Raw genomic sequence first — 20,764 nt, forward strand, 5'->3', positions numbered from 1 at the left:
GGCGCTCAGCTCCCCGCTCTGGCCGGCAGCGCCGCGGCCAGCTGGTCCTGCACCGAGCGCCACAGGCCGGCGGAGGAGGTCAGCGAGGGGTCGCCGATCACCTCGGGGTCGATCTCGATGCCGTAGCGCTCCTCGACCGCCATCACCAGGGCGATGGTGTGCAGGGAGTCCACGCCGAGGTCCACGAGCGGGGTCTCCGGGTCGGTGACCGTCACGGCGCAGACCTGCTCGACGAGCTGGTCGAAGTGCGACTGGGTCGGCTGGTCAGACTGCGACTGGTTCATGGCTGGTCCTCGTCTGGGTGGGCTCTGCGATGGGAGGCGCCGGGGTGGACGGCGGGGCGGGCGGCGCGGTGGCGGACGGCTGGGCCGGTGGCGCGGTGTCCGCGTGGGGCGGGCCGGGCGGGTCGAGAAGGAGCTGCACGGCCCTGCGGTCGGGCTTGCCGTTCTTGGTCAGGGGCACGGTGTCGATGAGACTGATCCGGTCGGGGCGCCGGGCCCGGTCGAGCCGCAGCGCCAGGTGGGCGCGGACCTCGTCGGCGGTGAGCGTGGTGCGCACCGCCAGGTGCAGCGGGCCGTCCTCCGGCTCGGGCCGCAGCGCTACCGCCGCGCTCACTCCGGGGATCCGTTCGGCGGCGTCCTCGATCTCGGTCAGGCCGAGGCGGATGCCGCGCCGTTTGATCATGTCGTCGTCGCGGCCGACGAAGTAGAGCCGGCCGTCCTCGTCGAGCCAGCCCTGGTCGCCGGTGTGCAGTTCGAGCGAGCCGTCGGCGCGGCGGACGTAGCGCTGCTGTCGCTCGACGGGGACGCCCCAGTAGCCGGCCATCACGGTGGCGCCGTGGACGACGATCTCGCCGGTCTGCCGGGGGCCGAGGGTGGTGCCGTCGGGGGCGGTGATCCGGACCGCGTCGCCGGGGATGGGCCGGCCGACCGAGTCGGGGTGGGCGGCGTACTCGGCGGGGTCGAGGATCGAGATGCGCTTGCACTCGGTCATGCCGTACATGGAGGCGAAGCCCGATCCGGGGAAGACGTCGAGCAGTTCGGCCATGACGGCCTTGCCCGGGCGGGCCCCGGTGTTGGTGAACAGCCGCACCTTCGTGGGCCGGCGGTGCTTGCGCTGGAGCAGGGTGAGGATCTGCGCCAGCGAGGGCACCAGGGGGACGACCGTCACGCCGTGGTCCTCGATCACCCGCAACAGGCCCATGTCCCCGGCGCGTTCGGCGAGAACGAGGGTGCCGCCGGTCAGGGTGCACAGCAGCGCCTGGTAGAGGCCGTAGTCGAAGGAGAGCGGCAGCCGGCACAGCACCACGTCGTCGGCTCGGTAGCCGAGGCAGGCGTTGATGGACTCCAGCGAGGCGAGCATCTGCCGGTGCGGGCAGACGACGCCCTTGGGGCGGCCGGTGGTGCCGGAGGTGTAGATCAGCATGGCGACGGCGTCGTCGGAGACCTCGGCCGTGAAGTCGTCGGCGGGGGTCCGCAGGATCTCCTGCCAGGCACGGTCGGGTTCGGCGGTGCGCGGTGCGCCCGCCCCGGCGCCGGGCGAGCAGATCGCCAGGGCGGCGGAGCAGTCGTCGACGATGTGGGCGAGCTGGGTGTCCGTCAGGTCGGGGTGTACGGGGACGAAGACCGCGCCGATGCGCAGGGTGGCGTGGAAGAGGGCGAGGAAGGAGCGGTCGTTGCGGCCGGCGTGGACGACGCGGTCGCCGGCGGTGACGCCCTCGGCGCGCAGCCAGCCGACGGCGCGGTCCACGGCGGCGCCCAGTGAGGCGTAGTCGAGGGGGCCCTCGGAGTCGACGACGGCGGGGTGGTCGCCGCGGTCGGCGCGGCGGTGGGCGAGCAGGTCAGACACCGGCATGGACGGGCACCTCCTCCCGTACGGCGGACTCGAGGGATTCGAGGCGGGCCTGGGCCTTGCCGATGTCACGGGTGGTGTTGAGCGGCAGGACGGCGAGTTCGGGATGTTGGCGGCGCAGGATGTTGGTGAGGGTCTTGGCGGGTGGCAGGGACACCGTCAGCGCGGGTGCCAGCCGGGCCAGGCCCGCCAGGCACAGATCCCAGCGCACGGGCCGTACGACCTGGTCGACCAGGCGCCGGCGGATCACCTCGGGCGTGGCGAGCACCTCGCCGTCGGCGTTGGAGAGCAGCAGCCCGTGGGGCCGGGCGAAGGGGGTGGCCTCGGCGGCGGCGGCGAAGGTCCGGCGCGCCGACTCCATGTACGGGGTGTGGAAGGCGCCGGCGACCGGCAGCGGTTTGACGGTGGCGCCGGGCGGCGGCGCGGCGGCCAGCTTGTCCAGGTCCTCCTGAAGTCCGGCCGCGACGATCTGGCCGGGGCCGTTGAACGTGGCGGCGGTCAGGCCGAGTTCGGCGATCCGGTCGAGCACCGCCGCCGCCTCGCCGCCGACCACGGCCGCCATCGAGGTGGGCGCCTCGGCGCAGGCCGTGGCCATGGCGCGGCCGCGGACGGCGGCGAGCCGTACGGCGTCGGCGGGCGTGAGGACGCCGGCGTGCGCCGCGGCGGTCAGTTCGCCGACGGAGTGGCCGGCCACCACCGCGGTCTGCGCGGCCGCCGCCGGGGCGAGTGCCTCGTGCATCAGCAAGCCCTGCGCGACCAGCAGGGGCTGGGTGTGCTCGGTCCGGGCGATGGTCGCGGCCGGGGCCTTGGTGCCCAGGTGGACCAGGTCCACGTCCGCGGCCTCGGACCAGGCCCTGACGCGCTCGGCGTACACCGGGTCGCGCAGCCAGCCGGCCAGCATGCCGGGGGTCTGGGAACCCTGGCCCGGCGCAATGATTGCGAACATTTTGTTCTATCCCCCTTTCGTGTCGGGTACCTGTCGCGCGGCGCTGACGCGGGTTGCGGCCGGTACGGCGGTGCTGTGGGTGCCGTGGAGGGAGGGGCGCTGCGTGGGGAGCCCCGGCCATGGACGGGAAGGGTGTCGTGCGGGAGGGGTGTCGTGCGGGAAGGGTGTCGTGCGGGAAGGGTGTCGTGCGGGAAGGGCGGGCCTGACGGCCCGGGCGGGAGGCCCTAGTTGCGGCCCGTGCTCTTGGCGAAGCGGCGGATCGCCATGAAGGAGAAGCCCGCGAACCAGGCGGCGATGTTGAACACGGCGCCGGCCAGGCTGGAGTGCTCGCCGCTGAAGGTGTAGCCGTCGGTGAGCCAGTAGCGGGCCAGAGTGGAGACCCCGTACATCGGGGTGTACCGGGAGATCTCCAGCATGGTGCCGCTGAGCGGGATGAACAGGTTGCCGAGGAAGGCCAGCGCGGTCATGGTCAGGCCCGGCATGTGCATCACGACCTCGGGCTTCATGACCAGGCCCATCGCGATGCCGAGCGCGGCGAACACCGCGGCTCCCAGCCAGGCGACGAGCAGGGAGGTCACCCACACCTCGGCGCTGGTGTGCGCCCCGGTCAGGGCGCCGAGGACGCCGACGATGGCGACCGGCACGGCGGCCATGACGACCGAGCAGACCACCTTGACCAGCAGATAGCCGGGCGGGGCCAGCGGGCTCAGCGCGATCGTGCGCATCCAGCCGGCCGACCGCTCCACGGAGATGGTGGCCGCGGAGCTGGTCGCGGCCATGGCGGCGCCGTAGACCGCGAGGCCGATCATCATCCAGGCGGCGAAGTTGCCGTGCGGCAGCGTCCCGTGGGCGGGTGCGGTGCGGAACAGGGCGAGGTAGAGGACCGCCGGGAGCAGCAGCGTGAAGATGGTGGTCTGGCGGTTGAAGCGGCGGCGCAGCTCGTAGCGGACGAAGGTCGGGTTGACGCCGCTGAACGGCGAGGTGCGGGCGCGGACGGGGACGGCGGCCGGCGCGGTCACGGTGGTCATCGCGAGGCCTCCTGGGGGTCGCGGCCCTGATGGGTGATGGCCATGAAGGCCTCCTCCAGGCTGCGCGGGGCGACCTCGATCTCGGTGGCCGAGGTCTGGGTGACCAGCACCCGCAGCAGGGCGTCGGAGTCGGTGGCGTCGAAGTAGTGGCGCTCGCCGCGGACCACGCAGGAGCGGACCGCGGGCGAGGCCGCCACCGCCTGCGCGTCACGCGGGCTGATCAGGGCGGAGACGGTACGTCCGGTCATGGCGGCGCGGATGGAGGAGGCGGAGCCGTCGGCGACGACCCGGCCGCGGTCGATCATCACCACACGGTCGGCGAACCGGTCGGCCTCCTCCATGTAGTGGGTGGCGAACATGACGGTCATGCCGCGCTCGGCGTCCTCGCGGACGGTGGCCCAGAACTCCCGGCGGGCGACGACGTCCATGCCGGCGGTCGGCTCGTCCAGCACCAGGAAGTCCGGGTCCGACAGCAGCGCGACCGCGAACCGCAGCCGCTGCTGCTCGCCGCCGGAGCACTCGGCGACCCGCCGGTGGCGCAGCGCCGTGATCCCGGCCCGGGCCATGACGTGCTCGACGTCGGCGCCGGGGTGCAGCGAGCCGAGCATCCGCACGGTCGCCTCGACGGTCAGGTCGGGCAGCAGCCCGCCGGACTGGAGCACGGCGGCGACCCGCCCGGCGCGCACCGCCTGCTGCGGCGCCTGCCCGAACAGCTCCACATGACCGGAGTCGGGCCGGGTGAGGCCCAGCAGCATGTCGATGGTGGTCGTCTTGCCGGCACCGTTCGGCCCGAGGAAGGCCACCACCTCACCGCGGCGGATCCGCAGGTCCAGCCCGTCGACGGCGGTGAACTCCTCGCCCTTGGCGTTGCTGAACCGCTTGACGACCGTACTGAGCACGGCGGCGGGGGCTTCCGGGGACCTCACCTCCCTCGGCGCCGGACGGAGTTGGGTTTCGGTCATCTTCAGGTCCTCACGATTCGGTGGGGGGCTGCCTTGGCGGAAACCACTCTTGCGCCCCGCGCTATCCGGCCGAACCGGAGCGGCTATCGCCGCCCTATCGAGGTGCGGGCACACGGACTGAGCTGCCGAAACCCGCCGGCCCCGAGACGAGGGACACCGACGGCGCGGGCCGCCGGGGTCGTGAGCATGAGCCGCCGTGACGCCATTTCACCGGCGGGGTCGCCAAGGCGCGTACACGTACGCGGACATCACGGTGACACCCGTTCCACGAAGCCCGTCCTCACCGCCCGCGCGGCGGACGGAACCCTTCTCACCTCCGAACAGACCCCAGCCGGCCGCCGACAGGAGTGACCTGCACTACGACCAGCCCGACGGCCTCTGGGACCACCGGGCACCCCCTGTCGGTCCAGGCGGAGTTCTCAGTGCGGCTCGACCCATCCGTGGCGGATCGCGTAGCCACCGAGCTGCATCCGGGTCCGAACGTCGGCCAGGTCCATGAGGTGGCGCAGGCGTCGCTGCAAGGTGCGCGGTGACAGACGCAGCTGCGTCGCGACCGTCTGGTCGGTCAGGCCCGCCATCAGCAGGGCGAGGATTCTCCGGTCGACGTCGGTCGGACCTTCCGCGCCGAGCTCGACGATGGTTTCGGCTTGTCCGCCGGCGCCGGACAGCTCGAGCGGCTGGGCGGTGCGCCATACGGTCTCGAACAGCGCGTCCAGCGCGTCCAGCAGGCCACTGCGGTGCAGCAGCACGGCGCCGGGCTCTCCGGCCGGGGTGACCGCGAGCGGGACCAGGCCGAGGTCGGTGTCGGCCAGGACGAGTTTCATCGGCAGTTGGTCGGCGACACGCAAGTGCACACCGTTGCGCAGTGACTCGATCGCGTCGTTGATGATGCCCGGCTCCGCCAGCGCGGCTCGGTCCAGCACCGCCCGGAACTGCACACCACGGCCGATGGCCACGGGCTCGGCCGTGTTCTCGTCGGGCGGTACGGCGATGAAGGGTGCGGTGATGAAGGTGCGGACCTGCGTGTGGGCCGCCTGCTGCACCTGCAGGAAACGATGACGGATCGCGTCGACGCCCGTGACGACCTCGATCAGATCATTGATGCCGCGCCCCGTCACCGCCGCCCGGTGCTCCTCGGCGAAGGTCACCAGTGCCTGCTCGGCCGCGCGCAGCCCGTCCCGGTGCCGGCTGATCAGAGCGCCGAGCGCCAACGTCGGCGGGGCGGCGGTGAACAGCTCGTCCCCGGACCTGATCACCAGTCCCCACCCGGTCAGGCGGCCCAGCGCCTCGTCCATGTCGGCTTGTGCGACGACGAGCAGATCCGACAGCTGCGCAGCGGTGGCCTGCGGCCGTCCGAGCAGTGCCCGGTAGACGCGCTCGTCCACGGGTTCGAGACCCAGAACACCCAGCATCGGCGACCGGCTCCCCTCCGCGTGCGGCAGCGGGGAGAGTATGCGCCATGGCGGCAGACCCTGAAAAGTCCCTGCTGGGAGCGGGTGCGACGGGAAGGGCCCCGGGGAGTCGCCGCCCCGGGGCCCGACGATGGGACTCATCGCAGGCCGTATGCCCGGATGATCTCCTGCTTGATGCTGTAGCCACGGTCCGTCTCGGCGCTCGAGCGCACCGAGAGGAACCCGCCGGCCTTGCTGTGCGCGCTCTTGAACGAGCCCGTCCAGTAGCCGTCGGTGCCCCTGGCCAGAGCCACCTTCTGCCAGGTGGCGCCGTCGTCGTAGGAGACGTCGAGCGTCACCTTGGTGACGTTCCCGGGGACGGTGCCGCCGTCCGAGCCCACCGCCTTGAGTCTGATCCGCTGAGGCGGGCCCGCCTTGACGGCACCGCGCAGGTCGGTCTCCAGGCTGTAGTTCATCTCCAGCACCGAGAACGGCTTGAAGGTGTCCGAGTCGACGGTGTCCGACATGAAGGTCCACTCGGTGTGGGTGCGGGTCGAGAGCCGGAAGACCTCGCCGGGCCGCTCCGCGTCGAGGACGGCGCGGTAGGGCAGGTTGCCCGCCGGCACCTCCACCCACTGCATGTCCGTGCCGTAGGGGTTGTCGTGGATCAGCGTGTCGCCCTGGAAGACCTGCAGATGGGTCGGCGTCATGCCCCACGGCAGGTAGCCGGCCATCTGCGACGCGTCGCTGGAGGAGCTCCACGCCTGGGTGTTGAAGATCATGTAGTTCTGCGCGCGCGAGTTGAACACGCCGAACGGCTCGGCGGACGCCGGCCGGATCGCCGGGGCGAACCAGTCCAGGCCGGTGGTGGTGCCCTTGTCGTAGGTGTTGTAGCCCGACACCATGACCCACGGCATGTCGCTGTCGACGTTCTGCGCGTGGCTCTCCACCCAGACCTGGTCCGGGGTCACCCATTCGGTGCGGGTGCCCGGGTGCCGTTCCCGCTCGGGCATCCCGAGCGCCGGGGTGAAGTCGGCGTCGGACCGGTAGCCCTCGGCCGCGCCGTCCGTGGTCGCGTAGTAGCGGGCGTCGATCCGGGCGAGGTCGCCTTGGCCGGGCTTGTAGACCAGTGGCCGGTCGGGCACCTGGCCGGGGTACTTGCGGGTGAGATCGTAGACGTACGGCGTGTACTCGGTCTGCTTCACGGTCAGCTTGCCGCCGAGCCTGGCCGTCGCGATCAGCGCCTTGCCCGCGTCGCGGTGCACGGTGGCGACCGGGATGGTGGACTCGCCGACGTACTCCTGAAGGCCGCCGACGCCGTCGTTGACCACGATCAGCGCCGTCGCGCCGGCCGCGGCCGCGTTCGCGGCGCGCTCCTGCGGCGAGACCGCGTCGCTGCGCTCCACCACGACGACCTTGCCCTTGGCGTCGGCCTTCCGGTAGTCCGCCGCCGCGCCCTCGCCTGCGTAGACCGACCGCAGCACGTCCGAGGCGGTGCCCACCCGGCTGCCCGGCTGCACCACGGCCTCGAAGCTGACGCGGCCGCCCGGCACGCTCAGGCCGAGCTGCGGCTCACCCTTGCGCCAGCGGGTGACCATCGTGAACTCGCCCTGGGTCATCTTCTCCGTCGGCGAGACGTAGATGTCGTCGACGGCCGGGCCCGGCGAGTACGCGCCACGCACGTCGTACCACGGGTCGAGGCCGTTGAAGTGGATGTTGAAGTCGACCTTGCGTTGGCGGTCCTCCGTGCGCTGCGGCGCCTCGGTCCGCAGCAGGCGCGCCTTACCGGCGTCCAGCACCACGTCGCCGGAGCCGGTGCTCGCGCTCAACACGGTTTCCGGGTCGACCAGCACGGCATAGCCGGAGCGGTCGGGCTTCTCGCCGGGGACGTCCAGCTCCGCCATGACCGTGTACCGGCCTGCCGGCATGCGCATGGTCGCCGAGCCCTGCACGTCGAGCGACCACGGGAACTCGTCGCCGGCCTGGACGACCACGACCTGGCCGGAGGCAGGCTTGCCGTCCCGGCCGACCAGCTTGATGTTCAGGTCGTAGCGCTCCTCCTCCTTCAGCAGCGCCACGGACGTGCGGGTCACCGGCCGCCCGGTGGCCGCGTCGGTGGCGATCACGTAGCCGACGTTCCGGCCGGTCGAAGCATTCTGCGGGTCACCGGTCACCGGGACCGCGGCCGTGCCGCCCGCCGGAACGGTCACCGAGTCCGCACCCAGCGTGAACGGGCCGTCGGTGTTGGTCAGCGCCAGGTTCAGCGTGACCTCGGCGGTGCCGGTGTTGGTGAAGGTCAGGTCCTTGGTGACGGCGACGTCGCTCGGCTCGTGCGGCCACGTGTAGTTGCCGAAGAAGAGCGATCCGGTGCCCCGGACCGTGGTGCGCACCGCGGCGGCCACATCCACACGGCCGGTGCCGACCTCGTACGGCGAGTACCCGTCGGCCAGGCCCTTCGCGGTGCTCATCAGGTGTTCCTTGAGCTGCGCGCCGGTCCAGTCCGGGTGCTCCTGGGCCAGGATGGCCGCCGCGCCGACCACGTGCGGCGTCGCCATCGAGGTGCCGCTGAGGGTGCGGTAGAGGCCCTCACCACCATCGGTCATGTCCTGCGAGCGGGCCGCGGTGATGTCCACGCCCGGTGCCGCTATGTCCGGCTTCATGCCGCCGGAATAGGCAAGCGGGCCGGTGCTGGAGAAGGACGCCAGCTGGTCCTGCTTGTCCGTGGCGGCCACGGTCAGCGCGGAGGCTGCCGCACCCGGAGCGGAGATGCTCTCCGGGCCGGCGTTGCCGGCGGCGATGACGAACAGCGTGCCGTACTTCGCGGACAGCTCGTCGACCGCCTGCGACATCGGGTCGCTGCCGTCCGTCGGGTAGGTGTCCCCGAGGCTCATGTTGACGACGTCCGCACCGGACTCGGCCGCCCACTGCATGCCGGCCACGACCCAGGAGTCCTGGCCGTAGCCCTCGGTGCCGCCGAGCACCTTGCCGACGAACAGGTCGGCGTCGGGGGCGACGCCCTTGTACTCACCGCCGGAGGCGGCGCCCGAGCCGACGATCGTGCCGGCCACATGCGTGCCGTGCCCGTTGACGTCCGTGATCGCCTCACCCGGCACGAAGCTCGCGGTGCCGTCGATCCGGTCCTTCAGGTCGGGGTGGTCGGCATCGACACCGGTGTCGAGCACGGCGACCTTGGCACCCTTGCCGGTGTACCCGGCCGCCCAGGCCTCGGGCGCACCGATCAGGGGCACGCTCTCCTTCAGATCGGCCTTCACGCGACCGTCGAGCCACAGCTTGGACACACCCTCACCGAGGGTGTGGGCTCCCCCGCCTGCCGAGGAAGCAGGCGCGATGGACGACCAGAAGGTGCGGGCCTGCTTCTTGTCGGTGCTCAACGCGGCCCCGTGGATGCCCGCCAGTTCGCGGGTCAGCCTGCTGCCGCGGGGAGCCTTCGGCTCGACCGCCGCGCGGGTCTTCGCCGCGGTGAACGACGCGATCAGCGGCACGCTGCCGGCCTCGGCGTCGTCATAGCCCATCTCGATCAGGTCGGTGACATCGAACAGCCGCCGGTCCAGCTTGTCCGCGGCCAGCAGCCCGGCCGCCTCGTCCGGGATGACATAGATGTCGCCCTTGATCTCTTGTAGCTTCACGCCGCCGACGGCGCTGTCCGGTCGGTCGACATCGGCGATCTGCTTGCCGTCGGCCATGGTGGTGACCGTGACGACATCGCCGGTGACCAGGGTGACCTTGTGTGTCACCGAGGCCTTGGCCGGAACGGTGGGTTTCTGCGGAACCGCTGACGCCGCCGGCTGCAGGGCGGCGGCACTCGCGCCCAGCAGCACCGCGGCAGCGGTCGCTGACATCAGTTGCCGACGTGTGCGCCGGAAGGCCGAAGCCGGTAGGGGGGAGAACATGCACTGGGTCTATCGGCCTGCAACGCCCGGATGAAGGCCGGACGATGGCAAGTTCTCGCCATGGCAGCGATTCGCCAGCCGCGAACCGGACGAAGGGGACTCGTCCCCCGCGAGCCGGACGGATGGGACGCGTCCCCGCCTTCCGCACAGGGCCGTTCAGTTCCGGCAGTGACAAGTGCCCACCCTGCCCGCGATCGAGGACCGAGTCAGCGCCACGTCGGCACGGGCATGCGAAAGGGGCCCGCCACCCACGGAGACGAACCCCTCCCGACCCGCACATTCACCAGAACAGTGATGTGGTGACAGAGCACCCGCTACACGTTGAAGCGGAACTCCACCACGTCCCCGTCCTGCATCACATAGTCCTTGCCCTCCATGCGGGCCTTGCCCTTGGCGCGGGCCTCGGTGACCGAGCCGGTCTCGAGGAGATCCTCGAAGGAGATGACCTCGGCCTTGATGAAGCCCTTCTGGAAGTCGGTGTGGATCACGCCGGCGGCCTCGGGCGCGGTGGCGCCCTTCTTGATGGTCCAGGCGCGGGACTCCTTGGGGCCGGCCGTCAGGTAGGTCTGAAGGCCGAGGGTGTTGAAGCCGACGCGGGCGAGGGTGGCCAGGCCCGGCTCGTGCTGGCCGACGGACTCCAGGAGCTCCAGGGCCTCCTCCTCGTCCAGCTCGGCGAGGTCGGCCTCCAGCTTGGCGTTGAGGAAGATCGCCTCGGCGGGGGCGACCAGGGCGCGCTGCTCGTTCTTGAAGTCCTCGTCGATCAGTTCGTCCTCGTCGACGTTGAAGACGTAGAGGAAGGGCTTCGTCGTGAGCAGGTGCAGGTCGTGGAGGAGCTCCGCGCGCTCGCTGCCCTGGACGATGCCGTGCGCGAAGAGTGTGTCGCCCTTCTCCAGGATCTCCTTGGCCTCCTCGACCGCCTTGACCTTGGGGGCGATGTCCTTCTTGATCCGCGATTCCTTCTGGAGGCGCGGGAGGACCTTCTCGATGGTCTGGAGGTCGGCGAGGATCAGCTCGGTGTTGATCGTCTCGATGTCGTCCTTCGGCGAGACCTTGCCGTCGACGTGCACGACGTTCTCGTCCTTGAAGGCGCGGATGACCTGGCAGATCGCGTCCGACTCGCGGATGTTGGCGAGGAACTTGTTGCCCAGGCCCTCGCCCTCGCTGGCGCCGCGCACGATGCCGGCGATGTCGACGAAGTCGACCGTGGCCGGCAGGATCCGCTCCGACTTGAAGATCGAGGCGAGCTGGGCGAGACGACCGTCCGGGACGCCCACGACACCGACGTTCGGCTCGATCGTGGCGAACGGGTAGTTGGCCGCGAGCACGTCGTTCTTGGTCAGGGCGTTGAACAGGGTCGACTTGCCGACGTTCGGCAGACCGACGATTCCGATCGTGAGCGACACGTTGCGACTTCCCGTACGTGAGGAGATTGAGGGCCAGGCGGCCGATCCACCAGTCTACGGCGTGTCGCGGACCGGGCCCCGCGGCGGTTCGAACGCTTGGCCAGGCCGCGCCGCGCGGCGTGTCAAACGGCCTATTCAGCACATAAACAGACCTAGGTTGGTCCGGTGGAGCAACCCAGGACGCGATCTCAGCAGCACGGACCGCGACGCGGCAGGCCCCCGACGCCGCCCCAGGCGGCACGGCAGGGCGCGCCGGGCCACCGGCCCGCGGCACGGCGTCCCCCGGGGACGCGTCGTCCGCCCGGCGGGCGGCGGCCGGCCGCCGCGGCGCCCGTCTCCGGCCCCGCCGCCGCCATACGACGACTGCGGCGGCTGCCCAACCCGCGGTTCACGGGTCTGGGGGCCGGTCTGTTCTGCGGGGTACTGATGTTCCTGCTGGGCTGTCTCGACCAGCTGCTGTTCGGCGGGTCCCCGACCGGGTACGGCGTGCTGTTCCTGGTGGTGTGTGCGCTGACCGCCGTGTGGGTGCGCCGGGGCGACCTGCTGACCTCGCCGGTCGTGGTGCCCATCGGGTTCGCCGTGGGCCTGCTGCCCCTGGCCGAGGGCGACGGCTTCCTCGGCACGCTGATGGGCCTGGTCACCGCGCTCGCCACACAGGCGCTGTGGCTGTACGGGGGGACGCTGATCGCGGGGGTCACGGCTCTGCTGCGGCGCGCCGCACCCGCGCCCGCCCGGGGGCGGGCCGGACGCCGCCCGCCGCGGTGAGGGACGGGAGCACCCTGGGCACTCCCTCCTCCCCCTCCGGTCCCGGGGGGCCCGCCGCCCGGGAGCACGCCCTCCGCCGATCGGCTACGCGCCCTCCGCCGCCCGCATCGCCGCCCCCACGATGCCCGCGTTGTTCTGCAGCTGGGCGGGGACGATCGGAGCTCTGACGCCCTTGATGACGGGCAGGAACTTGTGGGCCTTGCGGCTGACGCCGCCGCCGAGGATGAACAGCTCCGGGGAGAAGAGCATCTCGAGGTGCGCGAGGTACTTCTCGACGCGGCGGCCCCACTGCTCCCAGGACAGGTCGTGGTCGTCCTTGGCCTTGCTGGAGGCCCGTTTCTCCGCCTCGTGGCCGTCCAGCTCGAGATGGCCCAGCTCCGTGTTGGCGACGAGGGTGCCGTCGACGAAGACCGCGCTGCCGATGCCGGTGCCGAAGGTCAGCAGGATCACGGTGCCGCGGCGGCCCTGGCCGGCGCCGAAGTGCATCTCGGCGACGCCCGCCGCGTCCGCGTCGTTGACCACGGTCACCGGCAGGCCGCCCAGCGCCTCGCCGAACAGGGCGCGCGCGTCGGTGTCGATCCAGCTCTTGTCGACGTTCGCCGCCGTGCGGACCGTGGCGCCGCCGGTGATCACGCCCGGGAACGTCAGCCCGACCGGCCCGGTCCACCCGAAGTGGTCGACGACCTGCCTGACACCGTCGGCCACCCCGTCGGGCGTCGCCGGGTGCGGGGTCAGCACCTTGAAGCGCTCCTGGGCCAGGTCGCCCTTGTCCAGGTCCACCGGGGCACCCTTGATCCCCGACCCGCCGATGTCCACACCGAAGATCTGCATGGCTCCACGTTACGACGGGCGACTGACCGTCACGGCGTCATCGGCGATCACGCCTGCGCCGCACCCGACCCGCCGCGCTCGGCCACCATCGCGGCGGCCTCCTCGCGCAGGTCCCGGCGGAGCTCCTTGGGCAGGGAGAAGGTGATGGACTCCTCCGCCGCCTTGACGATCTCCACGTCCTCGAAGCCGCGCCGGGCCAGCCACTCCAGCACCTGCTCGACCAGGACCTCGGGCACCGACGCGCCCGACGTCACGCCGACCGTCGTCACGCCCTCCAGCCAGGCCTCGTCGATCTCGTCGGCAAAGTCCACGAGGTAGGCCCGGGCCGCGCCCGCGAGCTTGGCGACCTCCACCAGGCGCTTGGAGTTGGAGGAGTTGCGGGAGCCGACCACGATGACGAGATCCGCCTCGGCGCCCATCTGCTTGACGGCGAGCTGGCGGTTCTGCGTGGCGTAGCAGATGTCGTCGCTCGGCGGGGAGATCAGCTGCGGGAACTTCTCCTTGAGGGCGTCGACCGTCTCCATGGTCTCGTCCACCGACAGCGTGGTCTGGGAGAGCCAGACGACCTTCGACGGGTCGCGCACCTCGACCTTGGCGACGTCCTCGGGGCCGTCGACGAGCTGGATGTGGTCGGGGGCCTCGCCGGAGGTGCCGATGACCTCCTCGTGGCCCTCGTGCCCGATCAGGAGGATGTCGTAGTCCTCCTTGGCGAAGCGGACGGCCTCCTTGTGGACCTTGGTGACCAGCGGGCAGGTGGCGTCGATGGTGGCCAGGCGGCCGCGCTCGGCCTCCTCGTGGACGACGGGCGCCACGCCGTGCGCGGAGAACATCACGATGTTGCCCGGCGGCACCTCCTCCGTCCGCTCGACGAAGACGGCGCCCTTCTTCTCCAGGGTCTGCACGACGTACTTGTTGTGGACGATCTCGTGCCGGACGTACACCGGAGCCCCGTACTGCTCCAGGGCCTTCTCGACGGCGATCACGGCGCGGTCCACACCCGCGCAGTAGCCCCGGGGGGCGGCGAGCAGGACACGGCGGCCAGACGTAGCGGTCATGGCACCCATCGTAAGGCCGCGCCCGGCGGCCGGAAGATCGCCGGGGGTGGCGCCGGGGGCACCGGCCCGGCGCGCCGGCGCGACCGCCCCCGCGCGGTGGCGCCACCGCCCGCGCTGTCGGTGGCGGCGGCTACGCTCGCGGGCATGGCTGTCACCACGTCCCCCGAATCCCCGCTGCCGGTCGGTGAGGTCTCGCGGCTCATCGGCGGCTGGATCGACCGGCTCGGCGCGGTGTGGGTCGAGGGCCAGATCACCCAGCTGTCGCGGCGGCCGGGCGCGGGCGTGGTGTTCCTGACGCTGCGCGACCCGTCGTACAACATCTCGGTCGGCGTGACCTGCTACCGCGAGGTGTTCGACGCGGTCGCCGACGTCGTCGGCGAGGGCGCCCGCGTCGTCGTGCACGCCAAGCCGGAGTGGTACGCCCCGCGCGGGCAGCTGTCCCTGCGGGCCGCCGAGATACGGCCGGTGGGCGTCGGAGAGCTGCTGGCCCGCCTGGAGCAGCTGAAGAAGTCGCTGGCCGCCGAGGGGCTGTTCGCGCCCGAGCGGAAGAAGGCGCTACCCTTCCTCCCCCAGCTGATCGGCCTGGTCTGCGGCCGCGCCTCCGCCGCCGAGCGGGACGTGCTGGAGAACGCCCGGCACCGCTGGCCCGCCGTCCGCTTCGAGGTGCGCAACGTCGCGGTGCAGGGCGTGCACGCCGTCCCGCAGGTCGTGCAGGCCGTCAAGGAGCTCGACGCGTTCGACGAGGTGGACGTGATCATCGTCGCGCGCGGCGGTGGCAGCGTGGAGGACCTGCTGCCGTTCTCCGACGAGCAGCTGGTCCGCGCGGTGGCGTCCTGCCGTACGCCGGTCGTCTCCGCGATCGGGCACGAGCCGGACACCCCGCTGCTGGACTACGTCGCCGACCTGCGCGCCTCCACGCCCACCGACGCCGCCAAGAAGGTCGTGCCGGACGTCGGCGAGGAGCTCGAGCGGGTACGGCAGCTGCGCGACCGCGCCCGGCGGTGCGTGAGCGCGCTGGTCGAGCGGGAGGAGCGGGGCCTGGCCCACGCGCTGGCGCGGCCCTGCATGGAGGATCCGCACCGCATGATCGACGAGCGGGCGGACCATGTCGCCTCGCTGCTGGACCGGAGCCGGCGCACGCTGCGGCACCTGCTGGACCGCGCCGACTCGGAACTGACGCACACGCACGCGCGCGTGGTGGCCCTCTCCCCCGCCGCGACGCTGCGCCGCGGGTACGCCGTGCTCCAGAAGGCCGACGGGCACGTGGTCCGCGACCCGGCCGAGGTGGCGGCGGACGAGGCGCTGCGCGCGCGGGTCGCCGAGGGCGCGTTCACAGTTCGTGTCGACACATAGGGTGGGCGGATGACAAGCAACACCGCGGCAGGCGGCACCGCAGCGGCGGACGAGACGCTCGGCTACGAGCAGGCACGGGACGAGCTGATCGAGGTCGTCCGGCGCCTGGAGGCGGGCGGTACGAGCCTTGAGGAGTCCCTGGCCCTCTGGGAGCGGGGCGAGGAGCTGGCCAAGGTCTGCCGGCGCTGGCTGGAGGGCGCCCGCGCACGCCTGGACGCCGCACTGGCCGAGGAGGCCACCGAGGACGAGACGGAGTCCTCCGGGTGAGGTCCCCGGGGGCGGATGAGGTCCGCTGGGGCCGGGTGCGGTCCCCGGGGCCCGGCGCGGAAGGTCAGGACTTCTTCAGCTCCAGCGCCTGCGCCATCTTCGTCAGCTGACCGAAGGAGGCCGTGCCCGCCACCACCGTCGTGGAGCCCTTGGCCTCCAGTACGAGGGCGTCGTAGCGGCCGCCGGTGTACCGGGTCCAGGTGCGGCCGTCGATCTCCTGGGTGACCTCGGTGGCGTGGCCGCCCTGGCTGGCGTCGTCGATGAAGTCCTTGCGCTTCTGAGTGGACTGCTCGATCGCCACGTATTGGCCCTCGGGATCCTGGAAACCCAGATGCCAGCGGTTGTCCTGGTCGGCCCGGTAGCGGACGGAGGTGGGCTTCCAGGTCTCGGGCAGGCCCTCGGGCGCGGCCACGGGGTACGGGGCGGCGCGGCGCGCGGTGAGCAGTTCGACGCGGTAGTCGACCCGTTTGATGTCGGGAGCGTGATCGTCGTGCGGGATGAAGAGATAGACGCTCGCGGCCGCGATCACGATCACCCCGAGGGAGAGGATCATGCTCCGGACCGACTTCTGCTTGCCGTTCGAACCTGCCACGCCCTCTATCGTCGCAGGTGCCCGGACCGCTCATCCGTGGGGTCCCCTGCTCATTTTGTCGACTCGGCGATAGAGTCAGGGCCAACACCCTCATCCGGCCGTCGTCGTATCAGAAAGGTGCGCTCCGATGACCGAGCATCATCACTTGCCGTCCGAGCTGGAAGTCCCCGAAGAGGCTCCCGACCGCAACATCGCTTTGGAACTGGTCCGGGTCACCGAGGCCGCGGCGATGGCCGCGGGCCGCTGGGTCGGGCGCGGTGACAAGAACGGCGCCGACGGCGCCGCGGTCCGCGCCATGCGGACCCTCGTCTCCACCGTCTCGATGAACGGCGTCGTCGTCATCGGCGAGGGCGAGAAGGACGAGGCCCCGATGCTCTTCAACGGAGAGCACGTGGGCGACGGGACCGGCCCCGAGGTCGACATCGCGGTCGACCCGATCGACGGCACCACGCTGACCGCCAAGGGCATGCCGAACGCGATCGCGGTGCTGGCCGCCGCCGAACGCGGCGCGATGTTCGACCCCTCCGCCGTGTTCTACATGGACAAGCTGGTGACCGGCCCGGACGCGGCCGACTTCGTGGACATCGACGCGCCGGTGTCGGTGAACATCAAGCGCGTGGCCAAGGCCAAGCGGGGCACCCCCGAGGACGTCACCGTCGTCATCCTGGACCGGCCGCGCCACCAGAGCCTCATCCAGGAGGTCCGGGAGGCGGGCGCGCGCATCAAGCTGATCTCCGACGGCGACGTGGCCGGCTCGATCTACGCACTGCGCGAGGGCACCGGCGTCGACCTGCTGCTCGGCATCGGCGGTACGCCCGAGGGCATCATCTCGGCCTGCGCCGTGAAGTGCCTGGGCGGCACGATCCAGGGCAAGCTGTGGCCGAAGGACGACGAGGAGCGGCAGCGGGCGATCGACGCCGGGCACGACCTCGACCGCGTGCTGACCACGGACGACCTGGTCTCGGGCGAGAACGTCTTCTTCGTCGCCACCGGCATCACCGACGGCGAGCTGCTGCGCGGAGTGCGCTACGGCTCGGAGACGGCGACGACCGACTCGCTCGTCATGCGGTCCAAGTCGGGCACGGTGCGGCGGATCGAGTCGGAACACCGGCTGAGCAAGCTGCGGGCGTACAGCGCGATCGACTTCGACCGCGCGAGGTAGCGGGCGGGCGGCCGGCGCCCGGCCAGGACCCGGCACAGCAGGTATGGGGCGCTCCCTGTGCGGAGGGAGCGCCCCATACGCGTGCCGAGGGACGCGGGCCGGCGTGCCGTGAAAGGCCCTGCCGGGCACGCGGGACCCGGCGGGACCCGGGCCCCGGCTAGCCGGCCGCCGCTATACGGCCCGTCGTGCGGGCCGCCTTCTTGAGCTCCAGTTCGCGCCGGCGGCGCCGGGCGAGGACGACGCGGCGCTCGGCGGCGGTGAGGCCGCCCCAGACGCCGTACGGCTCCGGTTGCAGCAGCGCGTGCTCGCGGCACTCGACCATCACCGGGCAGCGCGCGCAGACCCGCTTGGCCGCCTCCTCGCGCGACAGCCGCGCGGCGGTGGGCTCCTTCGAGGGCGCGAAGAACAGGCCGGCCTCGTCGCGCCGGCACACCGCCTCGGTGTGCCAGGGTGCGTCTTGGTCCCTGTCCCGCACTGGCACCCGCGGGGCCGGAACGGCAGCTACCTGCAGGGACGAATGCGGCGGTTGCAGCACGGTCTTCTCCTGACGACGGCTTCGCGAGCGAGAGACGATGCAGCAAGGCCTACCCGCTGTGCGCGCGCCTATGCACTGAGTTCCCGACCGTGCGGTTGGTCAGAGGTGCCCATGGCTGGTTCGCGACCGCCTCACAGATGTTTGCGCAAACTCCTGTCGACCTTGCGCTGCACACGGTCGAGGATGTCGGCGACGAGCTTGCCGCGCTTGGGCCGTGCCTCGACGTTGCCCAGGATCGCCCAGCCGTCGACGTAGACGACGGGCGCGTCGGACTCGGACGAGTCCAGCGGCGCCACCTCGAAGTTGCCGAGGACGCCGCCGCCGGTGCCGCGCAGCGACACGTTCTCCGGGACGCGGATCTGGACGTCGCCGAAGACGGAGACGGCCTTGATCACGACCTGCTGGTACTCGAAGATCGCCTCGCTGAGGTCGATCTCGACACTGCCGAAGACCGCGTACGCGTGCAGCCGCCGCCCGGCGCGCCAGCGGCCCTTGCGCATGGCCGAGCTGAACACCGCCACCACGTTCTCGTCGGCCTCCTGGGGAATCGCACCGGCGGCCGGGCGATTGGGCGCCAAGGCGTACGCCGGCGCCGTACGGACCTGGTGGGCGGCGGGCAGGTCCTGGATGAAGACCTCCAGCTCGCCGACCGTCTTGGCGTTCAGCACCCCCTCGACGCGCTCGGCGTGCTCGTCGGCGCTCAGACGTCCCTCGGCGAGGGCGTCGCGCAGGATGTCGGCGATGCGGTCACGGTCGGCGTCCGAGGCGCGCAGCTCCGTGGCGGGGGCGGCGGTCTGCTTCTGAAGGTCCACGGCAGCAGCGTACCCAAACACGATAGATCGCGACACCTCTGCGCACGAGAAGCGGCCCGGAAGCCGTTCGAGGGACCGAGCCGGACCGGGCCCGACCGGGCCGGCGAGGTACGGACGGTGAACTGAGCCGGACCTCACAACCTCGCCGTCAGTGGCAGGTTCTAGGCTGGTCGGTGCCCGCCGGCGTCGGCGGGCAGCCGTCTGCCGAGTGAGGAATGGGCTGCGATGCCTGAGTTCGCGTACACCGATCTGCTCCCCCAGGGTGAGGACACCACCCCGTACCGGCTGGTGACGTCCGAGGGCGTCTCCACCGTCGAGGGGCCCGACGGGCGTACGTTCCTCAAGGTCGAGCCGGAGGCGCTGCGCAAGCTGGCCGAGGAGGCCGTCCACGACATCCAGCACTACCTGCGCCCGGCCCACCTCGCCCAGCTGCGCCGCATCATCGACGACCCGGAGGCCAGCGCGAACGACAAGTTCGTCGCCCTGGACCTGCTGAAGAACGCCAACATCGCCGCCGCCGGCGTGCTGCCGATGTGCCAGGACACCGGCACCGCCATCGTCATGGGCAAGCGCGGCCAGAACGTCCTCACCGAGGGCGAGGACGAGAAGGCCCTCTCCCGCGGCATCTACGACGCCTACACCAAGCTGAACCTGCGCTACTCGCAGATGGCCCCGCTGACCATGTGGGAGGAGAAGAACACCGGCTCCAACCTCCCCGCCCAGATCGAGCTGTACGCCACCGACGGCGGCGCCTACAAGTTCCTGTTCATGGCCAAGGGCGGCGGCAGCGCCAACAAGTCCTTCCTCTACCAGGAGACGAAGGCCGTCCTGAACGAGGCCTCCATGATGAAGTTCCTGGAGGAGAAGATCCGTTCGCTCGGCACGGCCGCCTGCCCGCCGTACCACCTGGCGATCGTCGTCGGCGGCACCAGCGCGGAGTACGCCCTGAAGACCGCGAAGTACGCCTCCGCGCACTACCTGGACGAGATCCCGGCGGAGGGCTCGGAGCTGGGCCACGGCTTCCGCGACAAGGACCTCGAGCAGAAGGTCTTCGAGCTGACCCAGAAGATCGGCATCGGCGCGCAGTTCGGCGGCAAGTACTTCTGCCACGACGTGCGCGTGGTGCGCCTGCCCCGGCACGGCGCCTCCTGCCCGGTCGCGATCGCGGTGTCCTGCTCCGCGGACCGCCAGGCCGTCGCGAAGATCACCGCCGAGGGCGTGTTCCTGGAGCAGCTGGAGACGGACCCGGCGCGCTTCCTGCCGGAGACGACCGACGAGCACCTGGACGAGTCCTCCGACGTCGTCAGGATCGACCTCAACCAGCCGATGGACACGATCCTCGCCGAGCTGACCAAGTACCCGGTCAAGACCCGCCTGTCCCTGACCGGCCCGCTGGTCGTGGCCCGCGACATCGCGCACGCCAAGATCAAGGAGCGGCTGGACGCGGGCGAGGAGATGCCGCAGTACCTGAAGGACCACCCGGTGTACTACGCGGGCCCGGCGAAGACCCCCGAGGGCTACGCGTCCGGCTCCTTCGGCCCGACGACGGCCGGCCGCATGGACTCCTACGTCGAGCAGTTCCAGGCGGCGGGCGGATCCAAGGTGATGCTGGCCAAGGGCAACCGCAGCAAGCAGGTCACCGACGCGTGCGACGCCCACGGCGGCTTCTACCTCGGCTCCATCGGCGGCCCCGCCGCCCGCCTCGCCCAGGACTGCATCAAGAAGGTCGAGGTCCTGGAGTACGAGGAGCTCGGCATGGAGGCCGTCTGGAAGATCGAGGTCGAGGACTTCCCGGCGTTCATCGTCGTCGACGACAAGGGCAACGACTTCTTCCAGGACCCGGCGCCGCAGCCGACGTTCACGACGATTCCGGTGCGGGGGCCGGGGCTGGCGTAGTGCC

Annotated in this window: 18 protein-coding genes; 5 read left to right on the forward strand and 13 right to left on the reverse strand. The window is 71.5% G+C overall.

The features are described from left to right. Positions 1-5 precede the first annotated feature (5 nt). From ABZ484_RS11605 to ychF, 8 genes are all read right to left on the reverse strand, one after another. Positions 6-284: an acyl carrier protein gene (locus ABZ484_RS11605; RefSeq protein WP_358865700.1), complete on the reverse strand. Its 279-nt coding sequence runs from the start codon at positions 282-284 to the stop codon at positions 6-8. Continuing rightward, the gene (locus ABZ484_RS11610; RefSeq protein WP_358865701.1) at positions 265-1,854 is read right to left on the reverse strand and encodes a class I adenylate-forming enzyme family protein; all 1,590 of its coding nucleotides are present in this window, start codon (positions 1,852-1,854) and stop codon (positions 265-267) included. Before ABZ484_RS11610 ends, ABZ484_RS11605 begins: the two co-directional genes overlap by 20 nt. Next, complete coding sequence (locus tag ABZ484_RS11615; RefSeq protein WP_358865702.1) at positions 1,841-2,797, reverse strand: ACP S-malonyltransferase; 957 nt, start codon at positions 2,795-2,797, stop codon at positions 1,841-1,843. The genes ABZ484_RS11610 and ABZ484_RS11615 overlap by 14 nt, the downstream gene beginning before the upstream one ends. Positions 2,798-3,021: 224 nt before the next feature. After that, positions 3,022-3,825, reverse strand: coding sequence for an ABC transporter permease (locus tag ABZ484_RS11620; protein ID WP_358865703.1), 804 nt, complete (start codon positions 3,823-3,825; stop codon positions 3,022-3,024). Beyond that, positions 3,822-4,787, reverse strand: a complete 966-nt coding sequence (locus ABZ484_RS11625; RefSeq protein WP_358865704.1) for an ABC transporter ATP-binding protein — start codon at positions 4,785-4,787, stop codon at positions 3,822-3,824. The genes ABZ484_RS11620 and ABZ484_RS11625 overlap by 4 nt, the downstream gene beginning before the upstream one ends. 419 nt (positions 4,788-5,206) lie before the next feature. Next, entirely contained in the window at positions 5,207-6,199 is a 993-nt protein-coding gene (locus tag ABZ484_RS11630; protein ID WP_358865705.1) for a transcriptional regulator TrmB, read from the reverse strand. Positions 6,200-6,336: 137 nt separating this feature from the next. Then, the gene (locus ABZ484_RS11635) at positions 6,337-10,038 is read right to left on the reverse strand and encodes a S8 family serine peptidase (protein ID WP_358865706.1); all 3,702 of its coding nucleotides are present in this window, start codon (positions 10,036-10,038) and stop codon (positions 6,337-6,339) included. Between the two features lie 365 nt (positions 10,039-10,403). Beyond that, a complete protein-coding gene (gene ychF / locus ABZ484_RS11640; RefSeq protein ID WP_358865707.1) occupies positions 10,404-11,492 on the reverse strand; it encodes a redox-regulated ATPase YchF in 1,089 nt (362 codons plus the stop codon). Positions 11,493-11,657: 165 nt separating this feature from the next. Between ychF and ABZ484_RS11645 the strand changes: the two genes are divergently transcribed. Next, the gene (locus ABZ484_RS11645) at positions 11,658-12,257 is read left to right on the forward strand and encodes a DUF6542 domain-containing protein (protein WP_358865708.1); all 600 of its coding nucleotides are present in this window, start codon (positions 11,658-11,660) and stop codon (positions 12,255-12,257) included. Between the two features lie 84 nt (positions 12,258-12,341). Here ABZ484_RS11645 and ppgK read toward each other — a convergent pair whose 3' ends face one another. Both ppgK and ABZ484_RS11655 read right to left on the reverse strand, forming a co-directional pair. Then, on the reverse strand, positions 12,342-13,088 hold the full coding sequence (gene ppgK / locus ABZ484_RS11650; RefSeq protein WP_358865709.1) for a polyphosphate--glucose phosphotransferase: 747 nt from the start codon (positions 13,086-13,088) through the stop codon (positions 12,342-12,344). A gap of 47 nt (positions 13,089-13,135) precedes the next feature. Further along, positions 13,136-14,152: a 4-hydroxy-3-methylbut-2-enyl diphosphate reductase gene (locus ABZ484_RS11655; protein WP_358865710.1), complete on the reverse strand. Its 1,017-nt coding sequence runs from the start codon at positions 14,150-14,152 to the stop codon at positions 13,136-13,138. Between the two features lie 135 nt (positions 14,153-14,287). Here ABZ484_RS11655 and xseA point away from each other — a divergent pair, with 135 nt between their 5' ends. Both xseA and ABZ484_RS11665 read left to right on the forward strand, forming a co-directional pair. Beyond that, the gene (gene xseA / locus ABZ484_RS11660) at positions 14,288-15,496 is read left to right on the forward strand and encodes an exodeoxyribonuclease VII large subunit (protein ID WP_358865711.1); all 1,209 of its coding nucleotides are present in this window, start codon (positions 14,288-14,290) and stop codon (positions 15,494-15,496) included. A 9-nt stretch (positions 15,497-15,505) separates the two neighbouring features. Next, a complete protein-coding gene (locus tag ABZ484_RS11665; protein WP_358865712.1) occupies positions 15,506-15,763 on the forward strand; it encodes an exodeoxyribonuclease VII small subunit in 258 nt (85 codons plus the stop codon). A 64-nt stretch (positions 15,764-15,827) separates the two neighbouring features. On the opposite strand, the gene ABZ484_RS11670 is transcribed toward ABZ484_RS11665, so the two are convergent. Next, complete coding sequence (locus ABZ484_RS11670) at positions 15,828-16,355, reverse strand: DUF4245 domain-containing protein (RefSeq protein WP_358865713.1); 528 nt, start codon at positions 16,353-16,355, stop codon at positions 15,828-15,830. Between the two features lie 127 nt (positions 16,356-16,482). Here ABZ484_RS11670 and glpX point away from each other — a divergent pair, with 127 nt between their 5' ends. Then, positions 16,483-17,517, forward strand: a complete 1,035-nt coding sequence (gene glpX, locus ABZ484_RS11675) for a class II fructose-bisphosphatase (RefSeq protein WP_358865714.1) — start codon at positions 16,483-16,485, stop codon at positions 17,515-17,517. Between the two features lie 157 nt (positions 17,518-17,674). On the opposite strand, the gene ABZ484_RS11680 is transcribed toward glpX, so the two are convergent. Beyond that, positions 17,675-18,052, reverse strand: a complete 378-nt coding sequence (locus tag ABZ484_RS11680) for a WhiB family transcriptional regulator (protein ID WP_358865715.1) — start codon at positions 18,050-18,052, stop codon at positions 17,675-17,677. A gap of 131 nt (positions 18,053-18,183) precedes the next feature. Continuing rightward, on the reverse strand, positions 18,184-18,864 hold the full coding sequence (locus ABZ484_RS11685; protein ID WP_358865716.1) for a DUF1707 domain-containing protein: 681 nt from the start codon (positions 18,862-18,864) through the stop codon (positions 18,184-18,186). A gap of 225 nt (positions 18,865-19,089) precedes the next feature. Between ABZ484_RS11685 and ABZ484_RS11690 the strand changes: the two genes are divergently transcribed. Further along, positions 19,090-20,760 (forward strand): fumarate hydratase, encoded by a 1,671-nt coding sequence (locus ABZ484_RS11690; RefSeq protein WP_358865717.1) that lies wholly within the window; start codon positions 19,090-19,092, stop codon positions 20,758-20,760. Positions 20,761-20,764: the final 4 nt, after the last annotated feature.

This window comes from Streptomyces sp. NPDC006393 (assembly GCF_040628575.1).
Classification (GTDB): domain Bacteria; phylum Actinomycetota; class Actinomycetes; order Streptomycetales; family Streptomycetaceae; genus Streptomyces.